This is a genomic window from Pseudotabrizicola sp. L79 (genome assembly GCF_036553525.1).
GTDB lineage: Bacteria > Pseudomonadota > Alphaproteobacteria > Rhodobacterales > Rhodobacteraceae > Pseudotabrizicola.
Map to the genome: position 1 here is coordinate 50,863 of NZ_JAZHDA010000041.1, position 18,667 is coordinate 69,529.

At 63.1% G+C, this 18,667-nt stretch carries 21 protein-coding genes; 14 read left to right on the forward strand and 7 right to left on the reverse strand.

Going from position 1 to position 18,667, the window contains the following annotated elements; translation table 11 throughout:
- Window positions 1-52 precede the first annotated feature (52 nt).
- The gene (gene lipB, locus V3C85_RS02945) at window positions 53-793 is read left to right on the forward strand and encodes a lipoyl(octanoyl) transferase LipB (protein ID WP_331793590.1); all 741 of its coding nucleotides are present in this window, start codon (window positions 53-55) and stop codon (window positions 791-793) included.
- Here lipB and V3C85_RS02950 read toward each other — a convergent pair.
- Window positions 790-1,998 (reverse strand): aminotransferase-like domain-containing protein, encoded by a 1,209-nt coding sequence (locus V3C85_RS02950; RefSeq protein WP_331793591.1) that lies wholly within the window; start codon window positions 1,996-1,998, stop codon window positions 790-792. The two genes, lipB and V3C85_RS02950, sit on opposite strands and share 4 nt — an antisense overlap.
- A gap of 183 nt (window positions 1,999-2,181) precedes the next feature.
- Between V3C85_RS02950 and V3C85_RS02955 the strand changes: the two genes are divergently transcribed.
- The 6 genes from V3C85_RS02955 to V3C85_RS02980 all read left to right on the forward strand — a co-directional run bounded on the left by V3C85_RS02955 (window position 2,182) and on the right by V3C85_RS02980 (window position 7,152).
- Complete coding sequence (locus V3C85_RS02955) at window positions 2,182-2,586, forward strand: c-type cytochrome (protein WP_331793592.1); 405 nt, start codon at window positions 2,182-2,184, stop codon at window positions 2,584-2,586.
- Window positions 2,587-2,767: 181 nt separating this feature from the next.
- A complete protein-coding gene (yghX, locus tag V3C85_RS02960) occupies window positions 2,768-3,655 on the forward strand; it encodes a YghX family hydrolase (RefSeq protein WP_331793593.1) in 888 nt (295 codons plus the stop codon).
- 231 nt (window positions 3,656-3,886) lie between these two features.
- Window positions 3,887-5,557 carry a cytochrome c oxidase subunit I gene (gene ctaD / locus V3C85_RS02965; RefSeq protein WP_331793594.1) on the forward strand — a complete coding sequence of 557 codons (1,671 nt, stop codon included), beginning with the start codon at window positions 3,887-3,889 and terminating at the stop codon, window positions 5,555-5,557.
- Between the two features lie 66 nt (window positions 5,558-5,623).
- A complete protein-coding gene (locus V3C85_RS02970; RefSeq protein WP_331793595.1) occupies window positions 5,624-6,175 on the forward strand; it encodes a hypothetical protein in 552 nt (183 codons plus the stop codon).
- A 66-nt stretch (window positions 6,176-6,241) separates the two neighbouring features.
- Complete coding sequence (locus tag V3C85_RS02975; protein WP_331793596.1) at window positions 6,242-6,580, forward strand: hypothetical protein; 339 nt, start codon at window positions 6,242-6,244, stop codon at window positions 6,578-6,580.
- Window positions 6,581-6,663: 83 nt separating this feature from the next.
- Window positions 6,664-7,152, forward strand: a complete 489-nt coding sequence (locus V3C85_RS02980; RefSeq protein ID WP_331793597.1) for a DUF2244 domain-containing protein — start codon at window positions 6,664-6,666, stop codon at window positions 7,150-7,152.
- Window positions 7,153-7,206: 54 nt separating this feature from the next.
- On the opposite strand, the gene V3C85_RS02985 is transcribed toward V3C85_RS02980, so the two are convergent.
- On the reverse strand, window positions 7,207-7,665 hold the full coding sequence (locus V3C85_RS02985; RefSeq protein WP_331793872.1) for a GatB/YqeY domain-containing protein: 459 nt from the start codon (window positions 7,663-7,665) through the stop codon (window positions 7,207-7,209).
- A gap of 180 nt (window positions 7,666-7,845) precedes the next feature.
- Between V3C85_RS02985 and carA the strand changes: the two genes are divergently transcribed.
- Window positions 7,846-9,000 carry a glutamine-hydrolyzing carbamoyl-phosphate synthase small subunit gene (gene carA, locus V3C85_RS02990; RefSeq protein ID WP_331793598.1) on the forward strand — a complete coding sequence of 385 codons (1,155 nt, stop codon included), beginning with the start codon at window positions 7,846-7,848 and terminating at the stop codon, window positions 8,998-9,000.
- Window positions 9,001-9,096: 96 nt separating this feature from the next.
- A complete protein-coding gene (locus tag V3C85_RS02995) occupies window positions 9,097-10,989 on the forward strand; it encodes a glycosyltransferase family 2 protein (RefSeq protein ID WP_331793599.1) in 1,893 nt (630 codons plus the stop codon).
- Here V3C85_RS02995 and V3C85_RS03000 read toward each other — a convergent pair.
- Complete coding sequence (locus tag V3C85_RS03000) at window positions 10,986-11,621, reverse strand: GntR family transcriptional regulator (protein ID WP_331793600.1); 636 nt, start codon at window positions 11,619-11,621, stop codon at window positions 10,986-10,988. The genes V3C85_RS02995 and V3C85_RS03000 overlap by 4 nt on opposite strands.
- Window positions 11,622-11,747: 126 nt before the next feature.
- On the opposite strand from V3C85_RS03000, the gene V3C85_RS03005 reads away from it, so the two are divergent.
- The 3 genes from V3C85_RS03005 (at window position 11,748) to V3C85_RS03015 (ending at window position 13,954) form a co-directional block, all read left to right on the forward strand.
- On the forward strand, window positions 11,748-12,398 hold the full coding sequence (locus V3C85_RS03005) for a pyrimidine 5'-nucleotidase (protein ID WP_331793601.1): 651 nt from the start codon (window positions 11,748-11,750) through the stop codon (window positions 12,396-12,398).
- 82 nt (window positions 12,399-12,480) lie between these two features.
- A complete protein-coding gene (locus V3C85_RS03010; RefSeq protein WP_331793602.1) occupies window positions 12,481-12,684 on the forward strand; it encodes a hypothetical protein in 204 nt (67 codons plus the stop codon).
- A 70-nt stretch (window positions 12,685-12,754) separates the two neighbouring features.
- Window positions 12,755-13,954, forward strand: coding sequence for a UbiH/UbiF family hydroxylase (locus V3C85_RS03015; protein WP_331793603.1), 1,200 nt, complete (start codon window positions 12,755-12,757; stop codon window positions 13,952-13,954).
- 54 nt (window positions 13,955-14,008) lie between these two features.
- Here V3C85_RS03015 and V3C85_RS03020 read toward each other — a convergent pair whose 3' ends face one another.
- The 3 genes from V3C85_RS03020 to V3C85_RS03030 form a co-directional block, all read right to left on the reverse strand.
- Complete coding sequence (locus tag V3C85_RS03020; protein ID WP_331793604.1) at window positions 14,009-15,133, reverse strand: aminotransferase class V-fold PLP-dependent enzyme; 1,125 nt, start codon at window positions 15,131-15,133, stop codon at window positions 14,009-14,011.
- Window positions 15,134-15,219: 86 nt separating this feature from the next.
- Window positions 15,220-15,678 carry an Lrp/AsnC family transcriptional regulator gene (locus V3C85_RS03025; protein WP_331793605.1) on the reverse strand — a complete coding sequence of 153 codons (459 nt, stop codon included), beginning with the start codon at window positions 15,676-15,678 and terminating at the stop codon, window positions 15,220-15,222.
- On the reverse strand, window positions 15,675-16,133 hold the full coding sequence (locus V3C85_RS03030; protein ID WP_331793606.1) for an Lrp/AsnC family transcriptional regulator: 459 nt from the start codon (window positions 16,131-16,133) through the stop codon (window positions 15,675-15,677). The genes V3C85_RS03025 and V3C85_RS03030 overlap by 4 nt, the downstream gene beginning before the upstream one ends.
- A 126-nt stretch (window positions 16,134-16,259) precedes the next feature.
- Between V3C85_RS03030 and ilvC the strand changes: the two genes are divergently transcribed.
- A complete protein-coding gene (ilvC, locus tag V3C85_RS03035) occupies window positions 16,260-17,282 on the forward strand; it encodes a ketol-acid reductoisomerase (protein ID WP_331793607.1) in 1,023 nt (340 codons plus the stop codon).
- A gap of 59 nt (window positions 17,283-17,341) precedes the next feature.
- Here ilvC and V3C85_RS03040 read toward each other — a convergent pair whose 3' ends face one another.
- Window positions 17,342-17,557 carry a hypothetical protein gene (locus V3C85_RS03040; protein ID WP_331793608.1) on the reverse strand — a complete coding sequence of 72 codons (216 nt, stop codon included), beginning with the start codon at window positions 17,555-17,557 and terminating at the stop codon, window positions 17,342-17,344.
- A 176-nt stretch (window positions 17,558-17,733) separates the two neighbouring features.
- On the opposite strand from V3C85_RS03040, the gene V3C85_RS03045 reads away from it, so the two are divergent.
- Window positions 17,734-18,621, forward strand: a complete 888-nt coding sequence (locus tag V3C85_RS03045; protein ID WP_331793609.1) for a DMT family transporter — start codon at window positions 17,734-17,736, stop codon at window positions 18,619-18,621.
- The last annotated feature ends 46 nt before the right edge of the window (window positions 18,622-18,667 follow it).

Consider the following 18,667-nt stretch of genomic DNA (forward strand, 5'->3'; position numbering starts at 1 on the left):
TCTCCCCAGAATCGAAATCGCCGTCTCTAAAATCGCGCAAATGTTACCACCGATGTCTTCGCCGCACAGTCATAAATTCCAGACCCAAGGCCAGATCATGCCCGAATGGACCACACTTCCCGGCCTGTCAGACTATGCCCAGACCCTGACCGCGATGGAGGCACGGGCCGAAGCCATTTCCCGGGGCGAGGCCCCCGAGGCGATCTGGCTGCTGGAGCACCCCCCGCTGTATACCGCGGGCACCAGTGCGCGGGCCCAGGATCTGACAGATCCTGACCGTTTTCCGGTGCATCAGGTGGGGCGCGGCGGGCAATACACCTATCACGGCCCCGGTCAGCGCGTGGTTTATGTGATGCTGGATGTTGGCGCGCGCGGCCGCGATGTGCGCTGCTTTGTGCGCGCGATGGAAAACTGGGTGATTGCTGCCTTGGCCGAATTCAACATCCACGGCGAAATCCGCCCCGGCCGTGTGGGCGTCTGGGTCACCCGCCCCGACCGCCCCGCCACTGCCGATGGCACCCCGGCCGAAGACAAGATCGCCGCCATCGGCGTCAAACTGCGTCGTTGGGTCAGCTTTCACGGCATTTCGATCAATGTCGAACCCGACCTGTCGCATTTTTCAGGCATCGTGCCTTGCGGCATCCGCGATCATGGCGTGACCAGCCTTGTCGATCTGGGCCTGCCCGTCACGATCGAGGATCTGGACGTGGCCTTGAAAACCACGTTCCCCCGCTTTTTCCCCGATGGCGGGCTGCACCCCGATGGGAAAAACCCGCCGGGTTGCGCGGTTTAGGCCGCCCGGATCACCCGTGCCAGCCGCGCGATGCCTTCATCGACGGCAGGGCCATCATTCAACGAAAAGCTCAGGCGAATGGTGTTGCTGCCCGAGCCATCGGCAAAAAATGCACGGCCCGGCACAAAAGCCACCTTTTCCGTCTTGATCGCCCGCGCCAGCAATTCGGCCCCGTCCATGCCGTCGGGCATGGTGATCCAGACGAACATGCCGCCTTCGGGCCGCGTCCAGTGCACATCTTTGGGCATTTCGCGGTCCAGCGCGGCCAGCATCCCGTCGCGGCGCGCGCGATAGGCCTGCCGCAGGGCCGAGACATGGCTGTCGAACACCCGCGCCGCCACATCGGCCACCGCCATCTGATTCAGCGTGGGCGAATGCAGATCGGCGGCCTGCTTCATCAGCACCAGCTTGCCGATCACCGGGCTGGCCGCGCAAACCCAGCCAATGCGCAGACCCGGCGCAAGTGTCTTGGAAAACGACCCGGAATAGATCGTCCGGCAGGCTTCGATGCTGCCCTTGCGCGCGATTTCCAGCGCCAGAATCGGCGGCACCGGCTCTCCGTCATAGCGCAGCGCCTGATAGGCGGCGTCTTCGACGATGGCGATGTCCAGATCTTCGGCCAGATCCAGCACCCGCTGGCGCCCGGCAAGGTCGATCGTCTCGCCCGTAGGGTTGGCGAAATCAACCGACAGATAGGCGAATTTCACCCGCCCCCCCTTGGCCTTTGCCTTTGCCGCAAAATCGGCAGCCTCGCGGTTCGAACCGGGGTCCAGCCGGTCATAAGTCGGCTCATAGGCGTTGAACGCGCCCAAAGCGCCCATATAGGTCGGCCAGTTCACCAGCACGGTATCGCCCGCGCCAATCATCAGCTTGCCCAGATAATCCAGTGCCTGCTGCGACCCCGAGGTGATCAGGATGTTGTCTGGCCCGCACGGGATTCCCAAACCCGTCATGTGATCGGCCAACCACGCCCGCAGGGCAGCCGACCCTTCGCTGACCGAATATTGCAGCGCTGCCGCCGCCTGACCGGGGGCCAGCACGCGCGCCATGGCCTCTTGAAAGGCCGCAACCGGAAACATGCGCGGGTCGGGAATGCCGCCTGCGAAAGAGATGATGTCAGGCTGGTCCAGCAGTTTCAAAAGCTCGCGGATCTCTGACGCTTTCATGCGCCCCATCCGCGGTGCCAAAACCTGTTCCCACTGCATCGCAATCCTCCCCCGGTGCCGTGGCGCGACATTGGCGCGGCCCGCGATTTAAGTCAATCTGCCTGACCCATACCCGGTGCGTGCGACGTTCCTCCAACTTGCATTTCGGGGTTTTGGCCGCCATGTTGGCGAGCACATCTGTAAAAGGGGTTTGTTCGCCCCGACCAAAAACCGGAGTTCAGAATGAAATATACCCTGATCGCAGCCGCTTCGTTGTTGGCAGCCCCCGCCTTTGCAGGCGATGTCGCTGTTGGCGAATCCGAATTCAAGAAGTGCAAGGCGTGCCATGCGATCGTGGCCGATGACGGCACCGAGATTCAAAAGGGCGGCAAGACCGGCCCCAACCTTTACGGCGTCGTCGGGCGTCAGGTTGGCGCGCTGGAAGGCTTCAAATATGGCGACGGTATCGTGGCCGCCGGGGCCGATGGCAAAGTCTGGGACGAGGCGATGCTGGCCGCCTATGTGACCGATCCGGCCGCATGGCTGAAGGAAGTCACCGGCGATGCGGGCGCCAAATCGAAAATGACCTTCAAGCTGCGCGCAAAGCAAGAAGACGTGGCCGCCTATCTGGCGTCTGTCTCGCAGTAATCTGCCCTGCATCAGATTTGAACGGCGCGGCCCCCTGCCGCGCCGTTTTCCATTTCGCGCCCTGACGTGAACCCTGCGGCACGATCCCGCCGGTCACGCCTTCGTGAAACGGGTTGTGGCTGAGAATGCCGGGAAACGGGTTATCCTTACGTTCTCAGTTCATTCAGCGACGGAGCCCCAGATGACACGTCTGACCGCCAAAGACTTTCAGCCCGAAATCCTAGAGCTTTACGACTATTACGCCCATGGCAAGATCACCAAGCGCGAGTTTCTGGACCGCGCCGCCAAATTCGCCGTGGGGTCAATGACGGCCGCCGCCATCCTGTCGGCCATGCAGCCCAATTACGCCCTGGCCCAGCAAGTGATGGCCGATGATGCCGATATCACCGCCGAAACGATCACCTATCCGTCACCGAACGGGCATGGCGACGTAAAGGGCTATCTGGTGCGCCCCGCCAATGCCACGGGCACGCTGGGGGCGGTGGTCGTGGTGCATGAAAACCGCGGCCTGAACCCCTATATCGAAGATGTCGCGCGGCGCGTGGCCAAGGCAGGTTACATCGCCCTTGCCCCCGATGGCCTGACATCGGTTGGTGGCTATCCCGGAAATGACGATCAGGGCCGCGAATTGCAGCAGCAGGTTGATCCGACCAAGCTGATGAACGACTTTTTTGCCGCCATCGAATTCCTGACCGCCCATGCCGAGGTGAATGGCAAGGTGGGCATCGTCGGCTTTTGTTACGGCGGCGGGGTCTGCAATGCCGCAGCCGTGGCCTATCCCGAACTGGCCTGCGCGGTGCCGTTCTACGGGCGTCAGGCCGCGGCCGAGGATGTGCCCCGCATTCAGGCGCCACTGCTGCTGCACTTTGCCGAGCTTGACACCCGGATCAACGAAGGCTGGCCCGCCTATGAGGCCGCGTTGCAGGCCAATGGCAAGGTGTTCGAGGGCCATATCTACCCCGGCGTGAACCACGGATTCCACAATGACACCACCCCACGCTATGACGAGGCCGCGGCCAAACTGGCCTGGGATCGCACCTTGGCGTGGTTCGCCACCTATCTGACCTGACGCGCCCCAGCGCCGTCGGGTCAGCCCGGCGGCGCACCCTGTAAGCCCCGGCGTGGTGTCAATGCCCCTGCGACGTTTGATCTTGATCTAGATCAATTTCCGCCGTTGCCCCATCGCCCCCACCAAGCTATTACCAAAGATGTCGCCCCGACTCCGCTTTGCGGGGGCGGGTGGAAGGGAACACTTCTCGGGTATGACCCCGCGGAGAACAACAAGAAACGGGAGACGCCTATGGCGGACGCAGCCATTCATGGCCACGACCATGACGAGCGGGGATTTTTCACCCGCTGGTTCATGTCGACCAACCACAAGGATATCGGTATCCTTTATCTCTTCACCGGGGGCCTTGTCGGCCTGATCTCGGTCATCTTCACCGTTTACATGCGGATGGAGTTGATGAATCCCGGTGTGCAATACATGTGTATGGAAGGTGCGCGCCTGACCGCAGCCACGACCAGCGAATGTACACCCAACGGCCACCTGTGGAACGTGCTGATCACCGGCCACGGGATTCTGATGATGTTCTTCGTCGTCATCCCGGCGCTGTTCGGCGGCTTTGGCAACTACTTCATGCCGCTGCAGATCGGTGCACCGGACATGGCCTTCCCCCGGCTGAACAACCTGTCCTACTGGCTGTATGTCGCAGGCACCTCGCTGGCCGTTGCCAGCGTGATCGCGCCGGGTGGCAATGATCAGCTTGGCTCGGGCGTGGGCTGGGTGCTTTACCCCCCGCTTTCGGTCAATGAAGGCGGCTATTCGATGGATCTGGCCATTTTCGCCGTGCACCTGTCGGGTGCCTCGTCGATCCTTGGGGCCATCAACATCATCACCACCTTCCTGAACATGCGCACGCCGGGCATGACCCTGCACAAAGTGCCGCTGTTCGCCTGGTCGATCTTTGTGACCGCATGGCTGATCCTGCTGGCTCTGCCGGTTCTGGCTGGCGCCATCACCATGCTGCTGACCGACCGCAACTTCGGCACCACCTTCTTCGATCCCGCAGGTGGCGGTGACCCGATCCTGTATCAGCACATTCTGTGGTTCTTCGGTCACCCCGAAGTGTATATCATCGTGCTGCCCGCCTTTGGCATCATCAGCCAGGTGATCGCAACCTTCTCGCGCAAGCCGATCTTCGGTTACCTGCCGATGGTTTATGCGATGGTCGCCATTGGGGTGCTGGGCTTTGTCGTCTGGGCGCACCACATGTATACCGTTGGCATGTCGCTGACCCAGCAATCCTACTTCATGCTGGCAACGATGGTCATCGCGGTGCCAACCGGCGTCAAGATCTTCTCGTGGATCGCCACCATGTGGGGCGGCTCGATCGAGTTCAAGACGCCGATGCTTTGGGCCTTTGGCTTCCTGTTCCTGTTCACCGTTGGCGGTGTGACGGGTATCGTCCTCAGCCAAGCTGCCGTGGACCGGGCCTATCATGACACCTATTACGTCGTGGCCCACTTCCACTATGTGATGTCGCTGGGCGCCGTGTTCGGGATCTTTGCCGGTATCTACTACTACTTCGGCAAGATGTCGGGCCGTGAATATCCCGAATGGGCAGGCAAACTGCACTTCTGGACCATGTTCATCGGTGCCAACCTGACCTTCTTCCCGCAGCACTTCCTGGGCCGTCAGGGCATGCCGCGCCGTTACATCGACTACCCCGAGGCCTTTGCCTACTGGAACTGGTTCTCGTCGATCGGCGCCTTCCTGTCCTTCGCCTCGTTCGTGTTCTTCATCGGCGTGATCTTCTATTCGCTGCGCTATGGCAAACGCGTCACCCAGAACAACTACTGGAACGAATATGCCGACACGCTGGAGTGGACCCTGCCGTCACCCCCGCCAGAGCACACCTTCGAGCAACTGCCGAAGCAATCTGACTGGGACAAAAGCCACGCCCACTAAGGCCTGACCTTCCCGCAAAAGGCCCCGGAGCGATCCGGGGCCTTTTCACATGACAGGATGCCCCCAATGCTTATGACTGCCCTGCCGCTGCTGTTGATCTGGCTTGCCCTGCCCCTTGCGGCCGTGCCGCTGTTTCGCCGCAGCAGCCTGCCAACGGTGACCATGGCCCTGACCCTGACGGCGGCCGTGCTGGCGGCGCTTGCCGTTGGCCTTGCGCCCGTTCTGCCGCCAGATCTTGGCACCACAGACCCAGCCACGATGCCCAGCAGCTTTCTGACACTGGGCCGCAGCCACTATCTCATTGGCCTCTCTATGTGGTTGCTGGGGGCCGGTGGGCTGGTCTTGCTTGCGGGTGGCTTGGCCAAGGGGCGCACCGCCGGGCTGATGCGCAATCTTGGGGCCGCAGGCCTTGTGCTGCTGCATCTGGCTGCGGCCTTGCAGATGCTGCGCCTGTTCTTGCCCCTGCCCGCGCCCCAGAACGGCAGCACTGACATGCAAAGCCTGTATTTCACCATCTCCATGGCCGACACCGTCACTGCCCTTGGCTTTTTCACCGGCAGTCTTCTGATCCTTGGCCTTGCGGTTCAGGGGCTGCTGTCGCTGCTGCGCAGGGGGTGAATTCCAGACCGTGACACGCCCGGTCTTTTGCGCCACCCTAAGACAGTCTCGCCCAAGGAACCCCGCATGCGCCGCCGTCTTGTCCTTTGCCTTGCCCTGACCGCCAGCCTTGCCCAAACCGCCTGCCAAACCACCCCAGAGGCAGAGCCGGACTTCAACGTCACCACCATGCCGACCACCGGCACCGAGGCTGGTGCCCAGGTCCATCTGCTTGACATCGAGCGCGCCTATACGCTGGAAGACCCGCGCGAGTTGGACTTCAAGGCCCGCATTGCCGCCGAGGCCGCGCAATATTGCGGCACCGCCCGCCACACGATCCAATCCACCCGCCCCTATGGCCCCGAACGGATTGGCGAGGATTTTCTTTACCGCATGGTTGAGGTTGGCATCACCTGCGCCCCCTGACAGCGCGTCGCAGCCCCGGCGGTTGGACATTGCGCCAAGCCACCCTAGACTCTGCCCCGCGCGACATTCAGGAACCCGGCCCCATGCCCTATCAATGGCTCCCCCCCCAAGGCGAGATCCGCCGCCTGCATCTCTGGCCCTATCGCTCTTTGCCCCGGCGTGGCTTTGTGCTGTTCATTGGCGCAACCGCCGCGCTTATCACCCTGCCGCTGCTGACTGTCATCGGCTCTCCGGTGCTGTGGGGGCTGCTGCCGTTTCTGGTTCTGGCTGTGGCGGGTGTGTGGTGGGCGCTGATGCGCAGCTACCGCGATGCCCAGATCATCGAAGACCTGACCTTGGCCCCTTCACGCCTGCAACTCACGCGCCACGGCCCGCGTGGCAAACGTCAGGAGTGGGAGGCAAACCCCTATTGGGTGCGGGTCGAGGTGCATCCGCAGGGTGGGCCTGTGGCCAATTACATCACCCTGCAAGGTGGCCCGCGAGAGGTGGAAATCGGCGCTTTCCTGTCCGAGGAAGAGCGCCTGACCCTTGCCCGTGAATTGCGCCAGACGCTGGCCGAGACACGGCGCTGATGCATCAGGGGGCCGCGCCGTGCCGCCCCCCCGTGCCGCGCCCGTGTCGGCCCGTCAGCTTAGCCGTTCTTTCACCATCGGGCCAACGGCGCCGAAATCCATCTGGCCGGTGTATTGGCCTTTCAGCACGGCCATCACTTTGCCCATGTCGCGAATACCGCTGGCGCCCGCCGCGCTGATTGCGGCTTGAATGGCGGCCTCAACCTCGGCTCTGTCCAACTGGCGGGGCAGGAATTCCTCGATCACCTTGACCTCGCCCAATTCCTTTTCCGCCAGTTCCAGCCGCCCGCCCTCTTCATAGGCGCGCGCCGATTCCTGGCGTTGTTTTACCATCTTGCCCAGAATGGCCATGATGTCGGCCTCACCCACCTCTTGCTCAGCCCCATCGCCCCGCGCTGCAATCTCGCGGTCCTTGATGGCGGCATTGATCAGCCGCAAGGTGGAAAGACGATCTGCCTGTTTTGCCTTCATTGCCTCTTTCAAAGAGGTCTGCAAACGCTCGCGCAGCGACATGGGATACCTTTGGGTCATTGGCCTATGCCAGCACCATACAGCGAAGCGCGGCCAAGCTCAACCAGATCGGAAATCACCAAGCCATTGATTAATATGAAAAAATCAATTGCACACATGGGCTTGACCCGGCCGCCTATCCCCCATAGGTTCCGGCAAATTTGCCCAAAGGAGAGTCGTGCCATGCCTGCCTCGCAGAAGCCAACAGCCTGCCTTGCACTTGCGGATGGAACACTGTTCTACGGGCACGGGTTTGGTGCGCCCGGCGATACCGTTGCCGAACTGGTCTTCAACACCGCGATGACCGGCTATCAGGAAATCATGACAGACCCGTCCTATGCCGGGCAGATCGTCACCTTTACCTTCCCCCATATCGGCAATGTCGGCGTCACGACAGAAGATGACGAAACCGCCGAACCCTTTGCCGCCGGGATCGTGGTGAAATGGGATCCGACCGAGCCGTCAAACTGGCGCGCCATGGGCGATCTGACCGAATGGCTTGAAAAGAAAGGCCGGATTGGCATCGGTGGCATCGACACCCGCCGCCTGACCCGCGCCATCCGCCAGCAGGGCGCCCCGCATGTGGCCCTAGCCTATCACCCCGACGGGGTGTTCGACATTGAAAAACTGGTTGCCAAGGCCCGCGCGTGGAAGGGTCTGGTCGGCCTTGATCTGGCCAAGGATGTGTCTTGCACCCAATCCTACCGCTGGGATGAAAAACGCTGGGCCTGGCCCGAAGGCTATACCAAGCGCGACGGCGATGGCCTGCGCGTGGTGGCCATCGACTATGGCGCGAAACGCAACATCCTGCGCTGCCTTGCCAGTGCGGGCTGCGATGTCACCGTGCTGCCCGCCACCGCCACCGCCGAGGATGTGCTGGCGCTGAACCCCGATGGTGTCTTTTTGTCCAACGGCCCCGGCGATCCGGCGGCCACGGGCACCTATGCCGTGCCGATGATTCAGGGCGTGCTGGCGGCTGACCTGCCGCTGTTTGGCATTTGCCTTGGCCATCAGATGCTGGCCTTGGCGCTTGGGGCCAAGACCCGCAAGATGAACCACGGCCATCACGGCGCCAACCATCCGGTCAAGGATCTGACCACCGGCAAGGTCGAGATCACCTCGATGAACCACGGGTTCACCGTTGATGCCGACAGCCTGCCGCAAGGCGTCAGCGAAACCCATGTCTCGCTGTTTGACGGCACCAATTGCGGCATTGCGGTCGATGGCAAACCGATCTTCTCGGTGCAATATCACCCCGAGGCCAGCCCCGGCCCGCAAGACAGCTATTACCTGTTTGATCGCTTTGCCGCCGCCATGCGCGCCCGCCGCGCGGCCTGAACGGCCTTTTGTTTCGGGCAGAGACCAACCTCTGCCCGAAGCTTAACCCCCTGTTAACCTTGAGTGCGCAGTGTCGTCCCCGAACATGGGGCCCGGATGAACGCACGGTCAGCACATCTTAGCATCGCCACAGCCGCGCCCATCGGGTTTGCGGCCCCGCCCGCTTCGTCCGATACCCTGCCGGTTGCCCTGCTGCGCGATGGCCTGATCAGCGGGGATCAGATGGTTCAGGCCCTGTCGCTGCAAACGCGGCGCAACGGGCGCATTGTCGATATCCTGCTGGCCCGCAATCTGGTGCCTCGGGGGCTGCTCTATCAGGCGCTCGCCCGGCAATGGGAAACCGATCTGGTCGATCCGCGCCAGATCAACCCGGATGTGCGCCTGCTCGACAAACTGGGCGCGACGGCCTGCCTGCGCCAACAGATCCTGCCGCTTTACCAGCGGGGCGGCGTTACCGTCATTGCCACCGCCTGGCCCGAAGATTTCTTCAAACAGCGCCCTTATCTTACGGCCCTGTTTGGCCCCGTTGCGATGACCATCGCCACCCCCGATGGGATCGAGGCCGCCGTGTTGCGCCTGCGCGGCCACCATCTGGCCCAACTGGCCGAAAAGCGGGTGCTCTCGGCCGAAAGTTGCCGTGATCTGGCGGGCCGGCAGTTGACAGCCCCGCTGCTGGCCATCGCTGTGGTATTGCTGGCCATGGCCCTGATCGCCCCCACGGCGCTGCTGTGGGGGCTGACGGTCTGGGCGGTGGTGACGCTGATCCTGGCCGCGGCGCTGAAAATCGCGGCCGCGGTCGCGTCTTTGCAGCCCGAGGCACCTCGCCCCCCGCCTCCGGTGATGGCCCGCCTGCCCGTGGTGTCGGTGATGGTGGCGCTCTATCGAGAATCTGATATTGCGCCTCGGCTGATCAGCCGTCTGGGGCGACTTGATTATCCGCAAGAACTGCTCGACATCGTTCTGGTGGTCGAGGCCGAAGATCAGATGACTCGCTCGGCCCTTGCCATGACCGACCTGCCCTCGTGGATGCGGGTGGTCGTGGTGCCTGATGGCAAGGTCAAGACCAAGCCGCGCGCGCTGAACTTTGCGCTGGATCACTGCCGGGGCACGATTGTGGGCGTCTATGATGCCGAAGATGCGCCCGAACCCGACCAGATCCGCAAGGTGGTTGACAGATTTTGCAGCCTTGGCCCCGAGGTTGCCTGCCTGCAAGGGGTGCTTGATTTCTACAACCCGACCACCAACTGGCTGTCGCGCTGCTTTACCATCGAATATGCCACTTGGTTTCGCCTGATCCTGCCCGGTTTGCAACGGCTGGGCCTGCCCATTCCGCTGGGGGGCACCACGCTGTTCTTCCGCCGCTCGGTGCTTGAGGATCTGGGCGGCTGGGATGCCCATAACGTGACCGAGGATGCCGATCTGGGCATTCGCCTTTATCGTCACGGCTACCGAACCGAATTGATCGACACCTCCACCGGAGAGGAGGCAAACTGCCGGGCCCTGCCTTGGGTCAAGCAACGCTCGCGCTGGTTGAAGGGTTATATGATGACCTGGGCCACGCATATGCGGGATCCGCGGCTGTTGTGGCGGCAGTTGGGGCCATGGCGCTTTGCCGGGTTTCAGGTGCTGTTTCTGTGCACCCTGTCACAATTCCTGCTGATGCCGGTGCTGTGGTCGTTCTGGCTGGCCGTGCTGGCGGTGCCGCATCCCGTGGCCGACGGCCTGCCCAGCATCGCGCTGCAGGGTCTGGGCGGCCTGTTTCTGTTCACCGAAATCGCCAACATCACCCTTGGCTGCATCGGTCTGCGCCGCACCAAGCACCGCCTCAGCCTGCTCTGGGTGCCCACCTTGCAGCTATACTTCCCGCTTGGCGCCCTTGCCTCTTACAAGGCCCTTTGGGAAGTGGTGCGCAACCCGTTCTACTGGGACAAGACGATGCACGGCAAATTCGACCCGGTCGAGGCGCCGCCCAGCCCCCAGCAAGGCTAGGCCTTTAACCGCAACTCGCCCGCATCCACCCGCAGCCGCGTCTCGAACGCCCGGCTGATATGGGTTTTCAGCGCCTGAAACGCCGCCTCGCCATCGCGCGCCTCGATGGCGGCGACGATCCGGTCATGCTCGGCCAAGGCCACTTCGCTGCGCCCCTCGGCCGCCAAGGACGTGGTCGCCATCAGCGCCATTGACCGATGCACCAGATCCAGTTGCTGCACCAGAAACCGGTTGTGGCTGGCCAGATGAATCTGCCGATGAAACCGCTTGTTCGCCCGCGCCAATTCGCGCGGCTGGTTCAACAGCAGCCGGTCTTCCTCAACCATCCCGCGCAGCACCCGGATCTCCTCATCCGTCGCATGCCGCGCCGCCAACCGTGCCGCAAGTCCTTCCAACTCGGTCCGCACCACATAAAGCTCGGCCAGTTGGTTGTGATCCAGCGAGGCAACAATCAAACTGCGGCCATCCCGCGTCAGCATCGACTGCGTCTCCAGCCGCTGCAACGCCTCGCGCACCGGCGTCCGGCTGACGCCCAGCCGCTCGGCCAGTTCCGATTCAACCAGACGATCCCCCGGCTTGTAGGTTCCCGCCTCGATCGCTTCGAGGATCAGCGTATAGGCATCTTTCTGCACCGGCTTTCCCATCCCTTGCCTTGGCCCGCGACGCTACATCCCAAGCCGCAGCCTTGGCAAGCCATCCGGGGCTATCCGTCGCATCCTGCCATTGCCCCCCGGCCCCCATCGCTCTATGTGCACTCCATGATGCAAGACAGTTTCTCTCATGTGACCACTTGGGTGTTCGACCTCGACAACACCCTCTATCCCCCCAGCATGCGCCTGTTCGATCAGATCGAGGCCCGCATGACCAACTGGGTGGCCCGCACCCTTGGCGTCAGCCATGACCATGCCAACCACCTGCGCGCCAGCTATTGGGCGCTTTACGGCACCACGCTGGCCGGGTTGATGCATGAACACGGGATCGAGCCGATGGACTATCTGATGGATGTTCATGACATCGACTTTACCGCGCTGACCCCCGATCCCGAATTGGCCGACCATATCGCCGCCCTGCCCGGCCGTCGCATCGTCTATACCAATGCCGATACCATCTATGCCGCCAAGGTGCTGCGCGCCCGTGGGCTGGATGGCCTGTTCCATGCCGTTTACGGCGTCGAAAACGCCCAGTATCGCCCCAAACCCGAACGCGCGGCCTTTGAGACGATCTTTGCCCTTGATGGGCTAGACCCCACCCGCGCCGCGATGTTTGAAGATGATGCCCGCAATCTGGCCGCCCCGCATGACATGGGGATGCGCACGGTGCATATCGCCCCCGAACCGGCCCCGGCCCCGCATATCCACTTTCACAGCCCCGACCTGACGGCCTTTCTGGCCCGCCTGCGCCAAAGCTGACTCTGCGCTGCGTCATTACGCCTTCTGGTGGGCCAGCCCCCCCATGCCTATCTCGGTCCCACCTCAAAACACGGAGAGACCGATGGCAACCGCTGAAACCACCCAGGCCCAACCCACGCAACGCCGTGGACTGCAGACCACCACATTGGTTCTGTTGGGCATCCTTCTGGCGGTTGTGGTGCTGGCCGGTGCGACCTTCCTGTTCGGGCCTGTGGCGCTGACCATGGCCGCGCTGGTGCTGGTGCCGGTGATGTTCATTCTGTTCCTGATGATCAGCCGGCCCTGATCGGCCGCTACGCTTTGTCGCTTCGCTTTGCCCGGCCCCAACTCTATGTTGGGTGGAAAGAGGGTGAACCATGACGCGCATCGACACTGATATCCTGATTTCCGGCGGCGGCGTCGCCGGTCTGACTGCGGCGGCGGCCTTTGGCTCGGCCGGGTTTTCCGTTGTCTGTGTCGATCCGTCGCCCCCCGTCACCGCAGCCGATGACGATGGCGCCGATCTGCGCACCACCGCCTTTTTGCACCCATCCATTCCGGTGTTGCAGGCCGCCGGCCTTTGGGCGCGGCTGGAACCCCATGCCGCTGCCCTGCAGGTGATGCGGATCATTGATGCCGGTGGGGCCGAACCCGAACCGCGCATCATCAAGGATTTCGACGCCGCCGATCTGTCAGACCTGCCCTTTGGCTGGAACCTGCCCAACTGGCTGTTGCGGCGCGAAATGGTGGCCCGCCTGGCCGAACTGCCCAATGTCGATTTCCGCCCTGGCACCGCAACCCAAAGCCTGCTTGCGCGTGAAACCGAGGCGCTGGTCGGCCTGTCTGACGGCACCAAGCTGCGCGCCCGCCTGGTGATTGGCGCCGATGGCCGCAACTCCACCGTGCGTCAGGCCCTTGGCATTCCGGTGGAAACCATCCGCTATGGCCAAAAGGCACTGGCCTTCGCCGTCACCCATCCGGTGCCCCATAACAATGTCTCGACCGAAATTCACCGCTCGGGCGGCCCCTTCACACTGGTGCCGCTGCCCGACCGCGATGGCAAACCCTGCTCGGCCGTGGTCTGGATGGAAACCGGGCCCGAGGTCGCGCGCCTGCAAGCCCTGCCGCAGCCCGAATTCGAAGCTGCGATGAACCTGCGGTCGTGCCATATTCTGGGGCCGCTGACGCTTGCCAGCCGCCTGACCGCCTGGCCCATCATCAGCCAGATCGCGGATCGCATGGCAGGCGAACGCACCGCCCTGATCGCCGAGGCCGCCCATGTCGTGCCGCCCATCGGTGCCCAAGGCCTGAACATGAGCCTCGCCGACCTGCGGGTGCTGCTCGATCTGGCCCAGGCCGCGCCCGACCAGATCGGCAGCGCGGCCATGCTGGACCGCTATCACCGCAGCCGCCACTGGGAAGTGCAGGCCCGGCTGCGCGGCATTGATGTGCTGAACCGGGCCTCGATGATGGGCGCCCAAGGCCTGCGCGACCTGCGCGCCACGGCCCTGAACGCCCTGTATTCGGTTGCGCCTGTGCGCAAGACATTGATGCGCGCAGGGCTTGGGGTGCGCTAGGGCCAAATTTCTTGCAAGAAATTTGACAAAATCCTGTGCAGGATTTTGGCGGTGCTACAGCACCGCCTCGGCCGCCCGTTCCAGCCGCGCCACTGTGCCCGGCACGTCTTTCAGCTTGTCCAGACCGAACAGGCCGATGCGAAAGGTCTTGAAGGCCGGGCCTTCGCCCACCTGCAACGGCACGCCGGCGGCTATCTGCAACCCCTGCTCGCGGAACTTGGCCCCGGTCTGAAGGGCCGGATCGTCGGTATAGCAGACCACAACCCCCGGCGCGCCAAAGCCCTCGGCCGCGACCGAGGCCACGCCCTTGCGCGCCATCAGCTCACGCACAGCCCGGCCCAGCGCCCATTGCGCCGCCTTGGCTGCCTCAAAGCCCATCTCTTTCGTTTCCACCATCGCATCGCGAAAGCCCACGATGGCATCGGTCGGCATGGTGGCATGATAGGCATGGCCCCCGCCCTCATAGGCCGCCATGATCGCGCGCCATTTCTTCAGATCAATGGCAAAGCTGTTCGACGTGGTGTCGTCCAGCCGCGCTTCGGCTGCGGGCGACAGCATCACCACCCCCGCCGAGGGCGAGGCCGACCAGCCCTTTTGCGGCGCACTGACCAGCACATCCACGCCCGTCGCCGCCATATCCACCCAGATGCAGCCGCTGGCGATGCAATCCAGCACCATCAGCGCCCCCACCTCATGCGCGGCATCGGCCATGGCCTTGATATAGTCATCAGGCAGAATGATCCCGGCACTCGTCTCGACATGCGGGGCAAACACCGCCTCGGGCTTCACCTCGCGGATCTTGGCCACCACCTCGTCAATCGGCGGCGGGGCATAGGGCGCACGCGCCTCGTTCCCGGTCTGGCGCGCCATCACCACGGTCTGTTCCTTGGCAAAACCGCCCGCGTCAAAAATCTGCGTCCAGCGAAAGCTGAACCAGCCATTGCGCACAATCAGCACCCGTCCCTGCCCGAACTGGCGCGCCACGGCCTCCATCGCATAGGTGCCACCGCCGGGAACCAGCGCCACCGCACTGCCGTGATAGACCTCTTTCAACAGGCCCGACACATCGCGCATCACCTGTTGAAACCTGGCCGACATATGGTTCAGCGACCGGTCGGTGAACACCACCGAGAATTCTTCCAACCCATCGGGGTCGATATGGGCGTGCATTCCTGCCATGCTGCATACTCCTCTTTGCTGCAACATGCCCGAAAAGCCTGCAAAGGCAAACCTTTCCTCTGCGCAAACCCGCCTCGGGCAGGCCGTCACCCCAAGGGGCCGGGACGGCGCTCTTCTGTCAACAGCACATTGGCCTCGACGTTGCCCACCCCCGGCAGCGTCATGATCCGCCGCCGCAGCACCCTCTCAAAATCCGAGATGTCGCGCGCCACCACCCGCAGCCGGTAATCGAACAGCCCCAACACATGCTGCACCACCTGCACTTCGGGGATGGCCTGCACCGCGCGTTCGAAATCTTCCAGGCTCACCCGCCCCTTGGTCGCCAGCTTGACCCCCAGAAACACCGTCACCCCAAAGCCCAGCGCCGCGCGGTCCACATCCACCCGCTGCCCCGCCAGCACCCCCGCCTCTTCCAAGCGCCGGATGCGCCGCCATGCCGCAGGCTGCGACACCCCCAGCCGCCGCCCGATTTCCCCCGCCGACAGCGTGGCATCGCCCGACAACAGGCGCAGAATCGCGCGGTCGGTATCGTCCAGGTCCATCATATCGGCAGCCCCTCGGCTTCCTTGATCGTCGCGATCAGCATCAAGGCCTCGACCTCGGCAATATGGGGCAGGGTCAGAATCCGGCGCCGATACACCTCTTGATAATGCGCCATATCGCGCGCCATCACATTCAACCGCACATCCACCCGGCCCAGAAAGGTTTCGATCGCCACCACCTCGGGCACGTCGCGCGCGGCCACAATGAATTCGTCAAAGGCCCGCGGGTTGGTCTTGTCCAGCGTAAAGCGCAGCGACACCTCGACCGCATAGCCCAGGGCCCGCCAGTCGATCACCGCACTTTCGGCCCGGATCACCCCTGCCTCGCGCAACCTCTCCAACCGCCGCCACAGCGTCGCCGGGGTCACCCCCGCCCGCTCGGCCAGCTTGGCCCGGTCCAGCCCCGGCTCGGCCAGATAATGCCGAAGAATACGCCGGTCTGCCTCATCCAGTTGCATGATTATTTCGCCAAATCCATTATTCGCGAATGATCTTTTGCAGAAATATGCATACCCGTCAAACATTGCAGCGGATAACGGCCCAATCCCCCTATTGTCACGCCATCAATAAGGAAAGGGACCGCCATGCGCGTCTATTATGATCGTGACTGCGACATCAACCTGATCAAGGACAAGAAAGTTGCCATCCTCGGCTATGGCAGCCAGGGCCATGCCCATGCGCTGAACCTGCGCGATTCGGGCGCCAAGAACCTTGTCGTCGCCCTGCGCGAAGGCAGCCCCTCGGCCAAGAAAGCCGAAGGCGAAGGCCTGAAAGTCATGGGCATCGCCGAAGCCGCCGCCTGGTGTGACGTGATCATGTTCACCATGCCTGACGAACTTCAGGCCGAAACCTACAAGAAATATGTCCATGACAACCTGCGCGAAGGCTCGGCCATTGCCTTTGCCCACGGCCTGAACGTGCATTTCGGCCTGATCGAGCCGAAGCCCGGCGTCGATGTCATCATGATGGCCCCCAAAGGCCCCGGCCACACCGTGCGCGGCGAATACACCAAAGGCGGCGGCGTGCCCTGCCTGGTGGCCGTGCATCAGGATGCCACCGGCAAAGCCATGGAAATCGGCCTCAGCTATTGCTCGGCCATCGGTGGCGGCCGTTCGGGCATCATCGAAACCAACTTCCGTCAGGAATGCGAAACCGACCTGTTCGGCGAACAAGCCGTTCTCTGCGGTGGTCTGGTCGAACTGATCCGCATGGGCTTTGAAACCCTGGTCGAAGCAGGTTACGAGCCGGAAATGGCCTATTTCGAATGCCTGCACGAAGTGAAGCTGATCGTAGATCTGATCTACGAAGGCGGCATTGCCAACATGAACTATTCGATCTCGAACACCGCCGAATATGGCGAATATGTCTCGGGCCCGCGCATCCTGCCCTATGATGAAACCAAGGCCCGCATGAAAGCCGTGCTGACCGATATCCAGACCGGCAAGTTCGTGCGTGACTTCATGCAGGAAAACGCCGTCGGCCAGCCCTTCTTCAAGGCCACCCGCCGCATCAATGACGAACACCAGATCGAACAGGTCGGTGAAAAGCTGCGCGCCATGATGCCGTGGATCTCGAAAGGCAAGATGGTAGACAAGGCCCGCAACTAAGGCCATCTGCAATCACCTTGAAAAGCCGGGGGCAACCCCGGCTTTTTGCGTCATGCCTGTCAGTGCACAGGCCGATTGCGCCGCAGCCAGGCCTGCCGCTCGGCCAAGGGCAGCAAAAAGGCGACGCCCCCCTGTGGCCCGTCTTTGGCAAGCGTTGATTTCGGGGGGTTGGGGTCGTGGCGGCGTTCCTCGACCCGCGCCTTGCTGACCAGCGCAAAGAGGGCAACCCCAAGCAGCGTCAGCATCGACAAGAACGGCACAATGGCTCCGGTCATCTGGTTTCCTTTCCTGATCATCCCCCGCGATGCCGACCCAAGCACGGGGCGGCGGCGCATCGGGGGCGTGGCATTGCCCCCCTAACGCCCCACCGCCGCAGCGGTTCCGCACGGCTGGGGCCCCTGGCCCGATTTGCCCACTGGCCCTGCGCCGCAGCGGGCGCTATAGCCACGCCATGCCCCAACCCACCCGCACCGATTGGCTGTCCATCCTTGCCCTTGGCCTGATCTGGGGCGGCACCTTCATGGTGATCAGTCTGGCCCTGCGCGGCTATGGCCCCGTCACCGTGGCAACGGCGCGCACCACTTTGGGGGCCTTGGCGGTGCTGGGGCTGGTGCGACTGACCGGGCGGCGGCTTCCCCGCTCGGCCGCTGTCTGGCGCAGTGCCGTGCCCATCGGGCTGTTGTCCACCGCTCTGCCGTTCTTTCTGCTGAGCTGGGGCCAGCAAAGCCTGCCCTCGGCCTTTGCCGGTCTGTCGATGGCCTCGGTCCCGCTGTTCGTGTTGCCCCTCGCACATCTGTTTTCCGACGAGCCCTTGTCACCGCGCAAGGCCCTTGGCTTTGGCCTTGGGTTTGTCGGGGTGCTGGTCTTGCTGGGGCCGCAGGCCCTTGGCAGCGGTGGCGGTATCCTGCCGCAACTGGCCTGCCTTGGCGCCGCCCTGTCTTATGCAATTGCCTCGATCCTGACCCGCCGTTGCCCACCGGTTGATCCGATCGGCCTTGCCGCGGCCACCTTGCTGGTCGGGGCCGCCGTTCTGGTTCCGGCCATGCTGCTGGTCGAAGGCACGCCCCATTGGGCAGGCCCTTTGCCGGGCATCGCAATCGTGTTTCTGGGTCTGGTGCCCACCGCCCTGGCCGCGCTGTTGCGCGTGACGGTCATTCGCAGTGCAGGTTCGGGCTTCATGACCCTGACAAACTATCAGGTGCCGCTTTGGTCGCTGGCCTTCGGCGCGCTGGTCTTGAATGAATCGCTGCCCGAAACCTTCTTCGCCGCCCTGATGCTGATCTTTGTCGGGCTGATCATCAGCCAGACCCGCTGGCCACAACGCGGTAAAAAAGCGTAAAAATGCGCTGCTAAGGTATTGATATTGCAGCGGTGAAAAGGTGTCT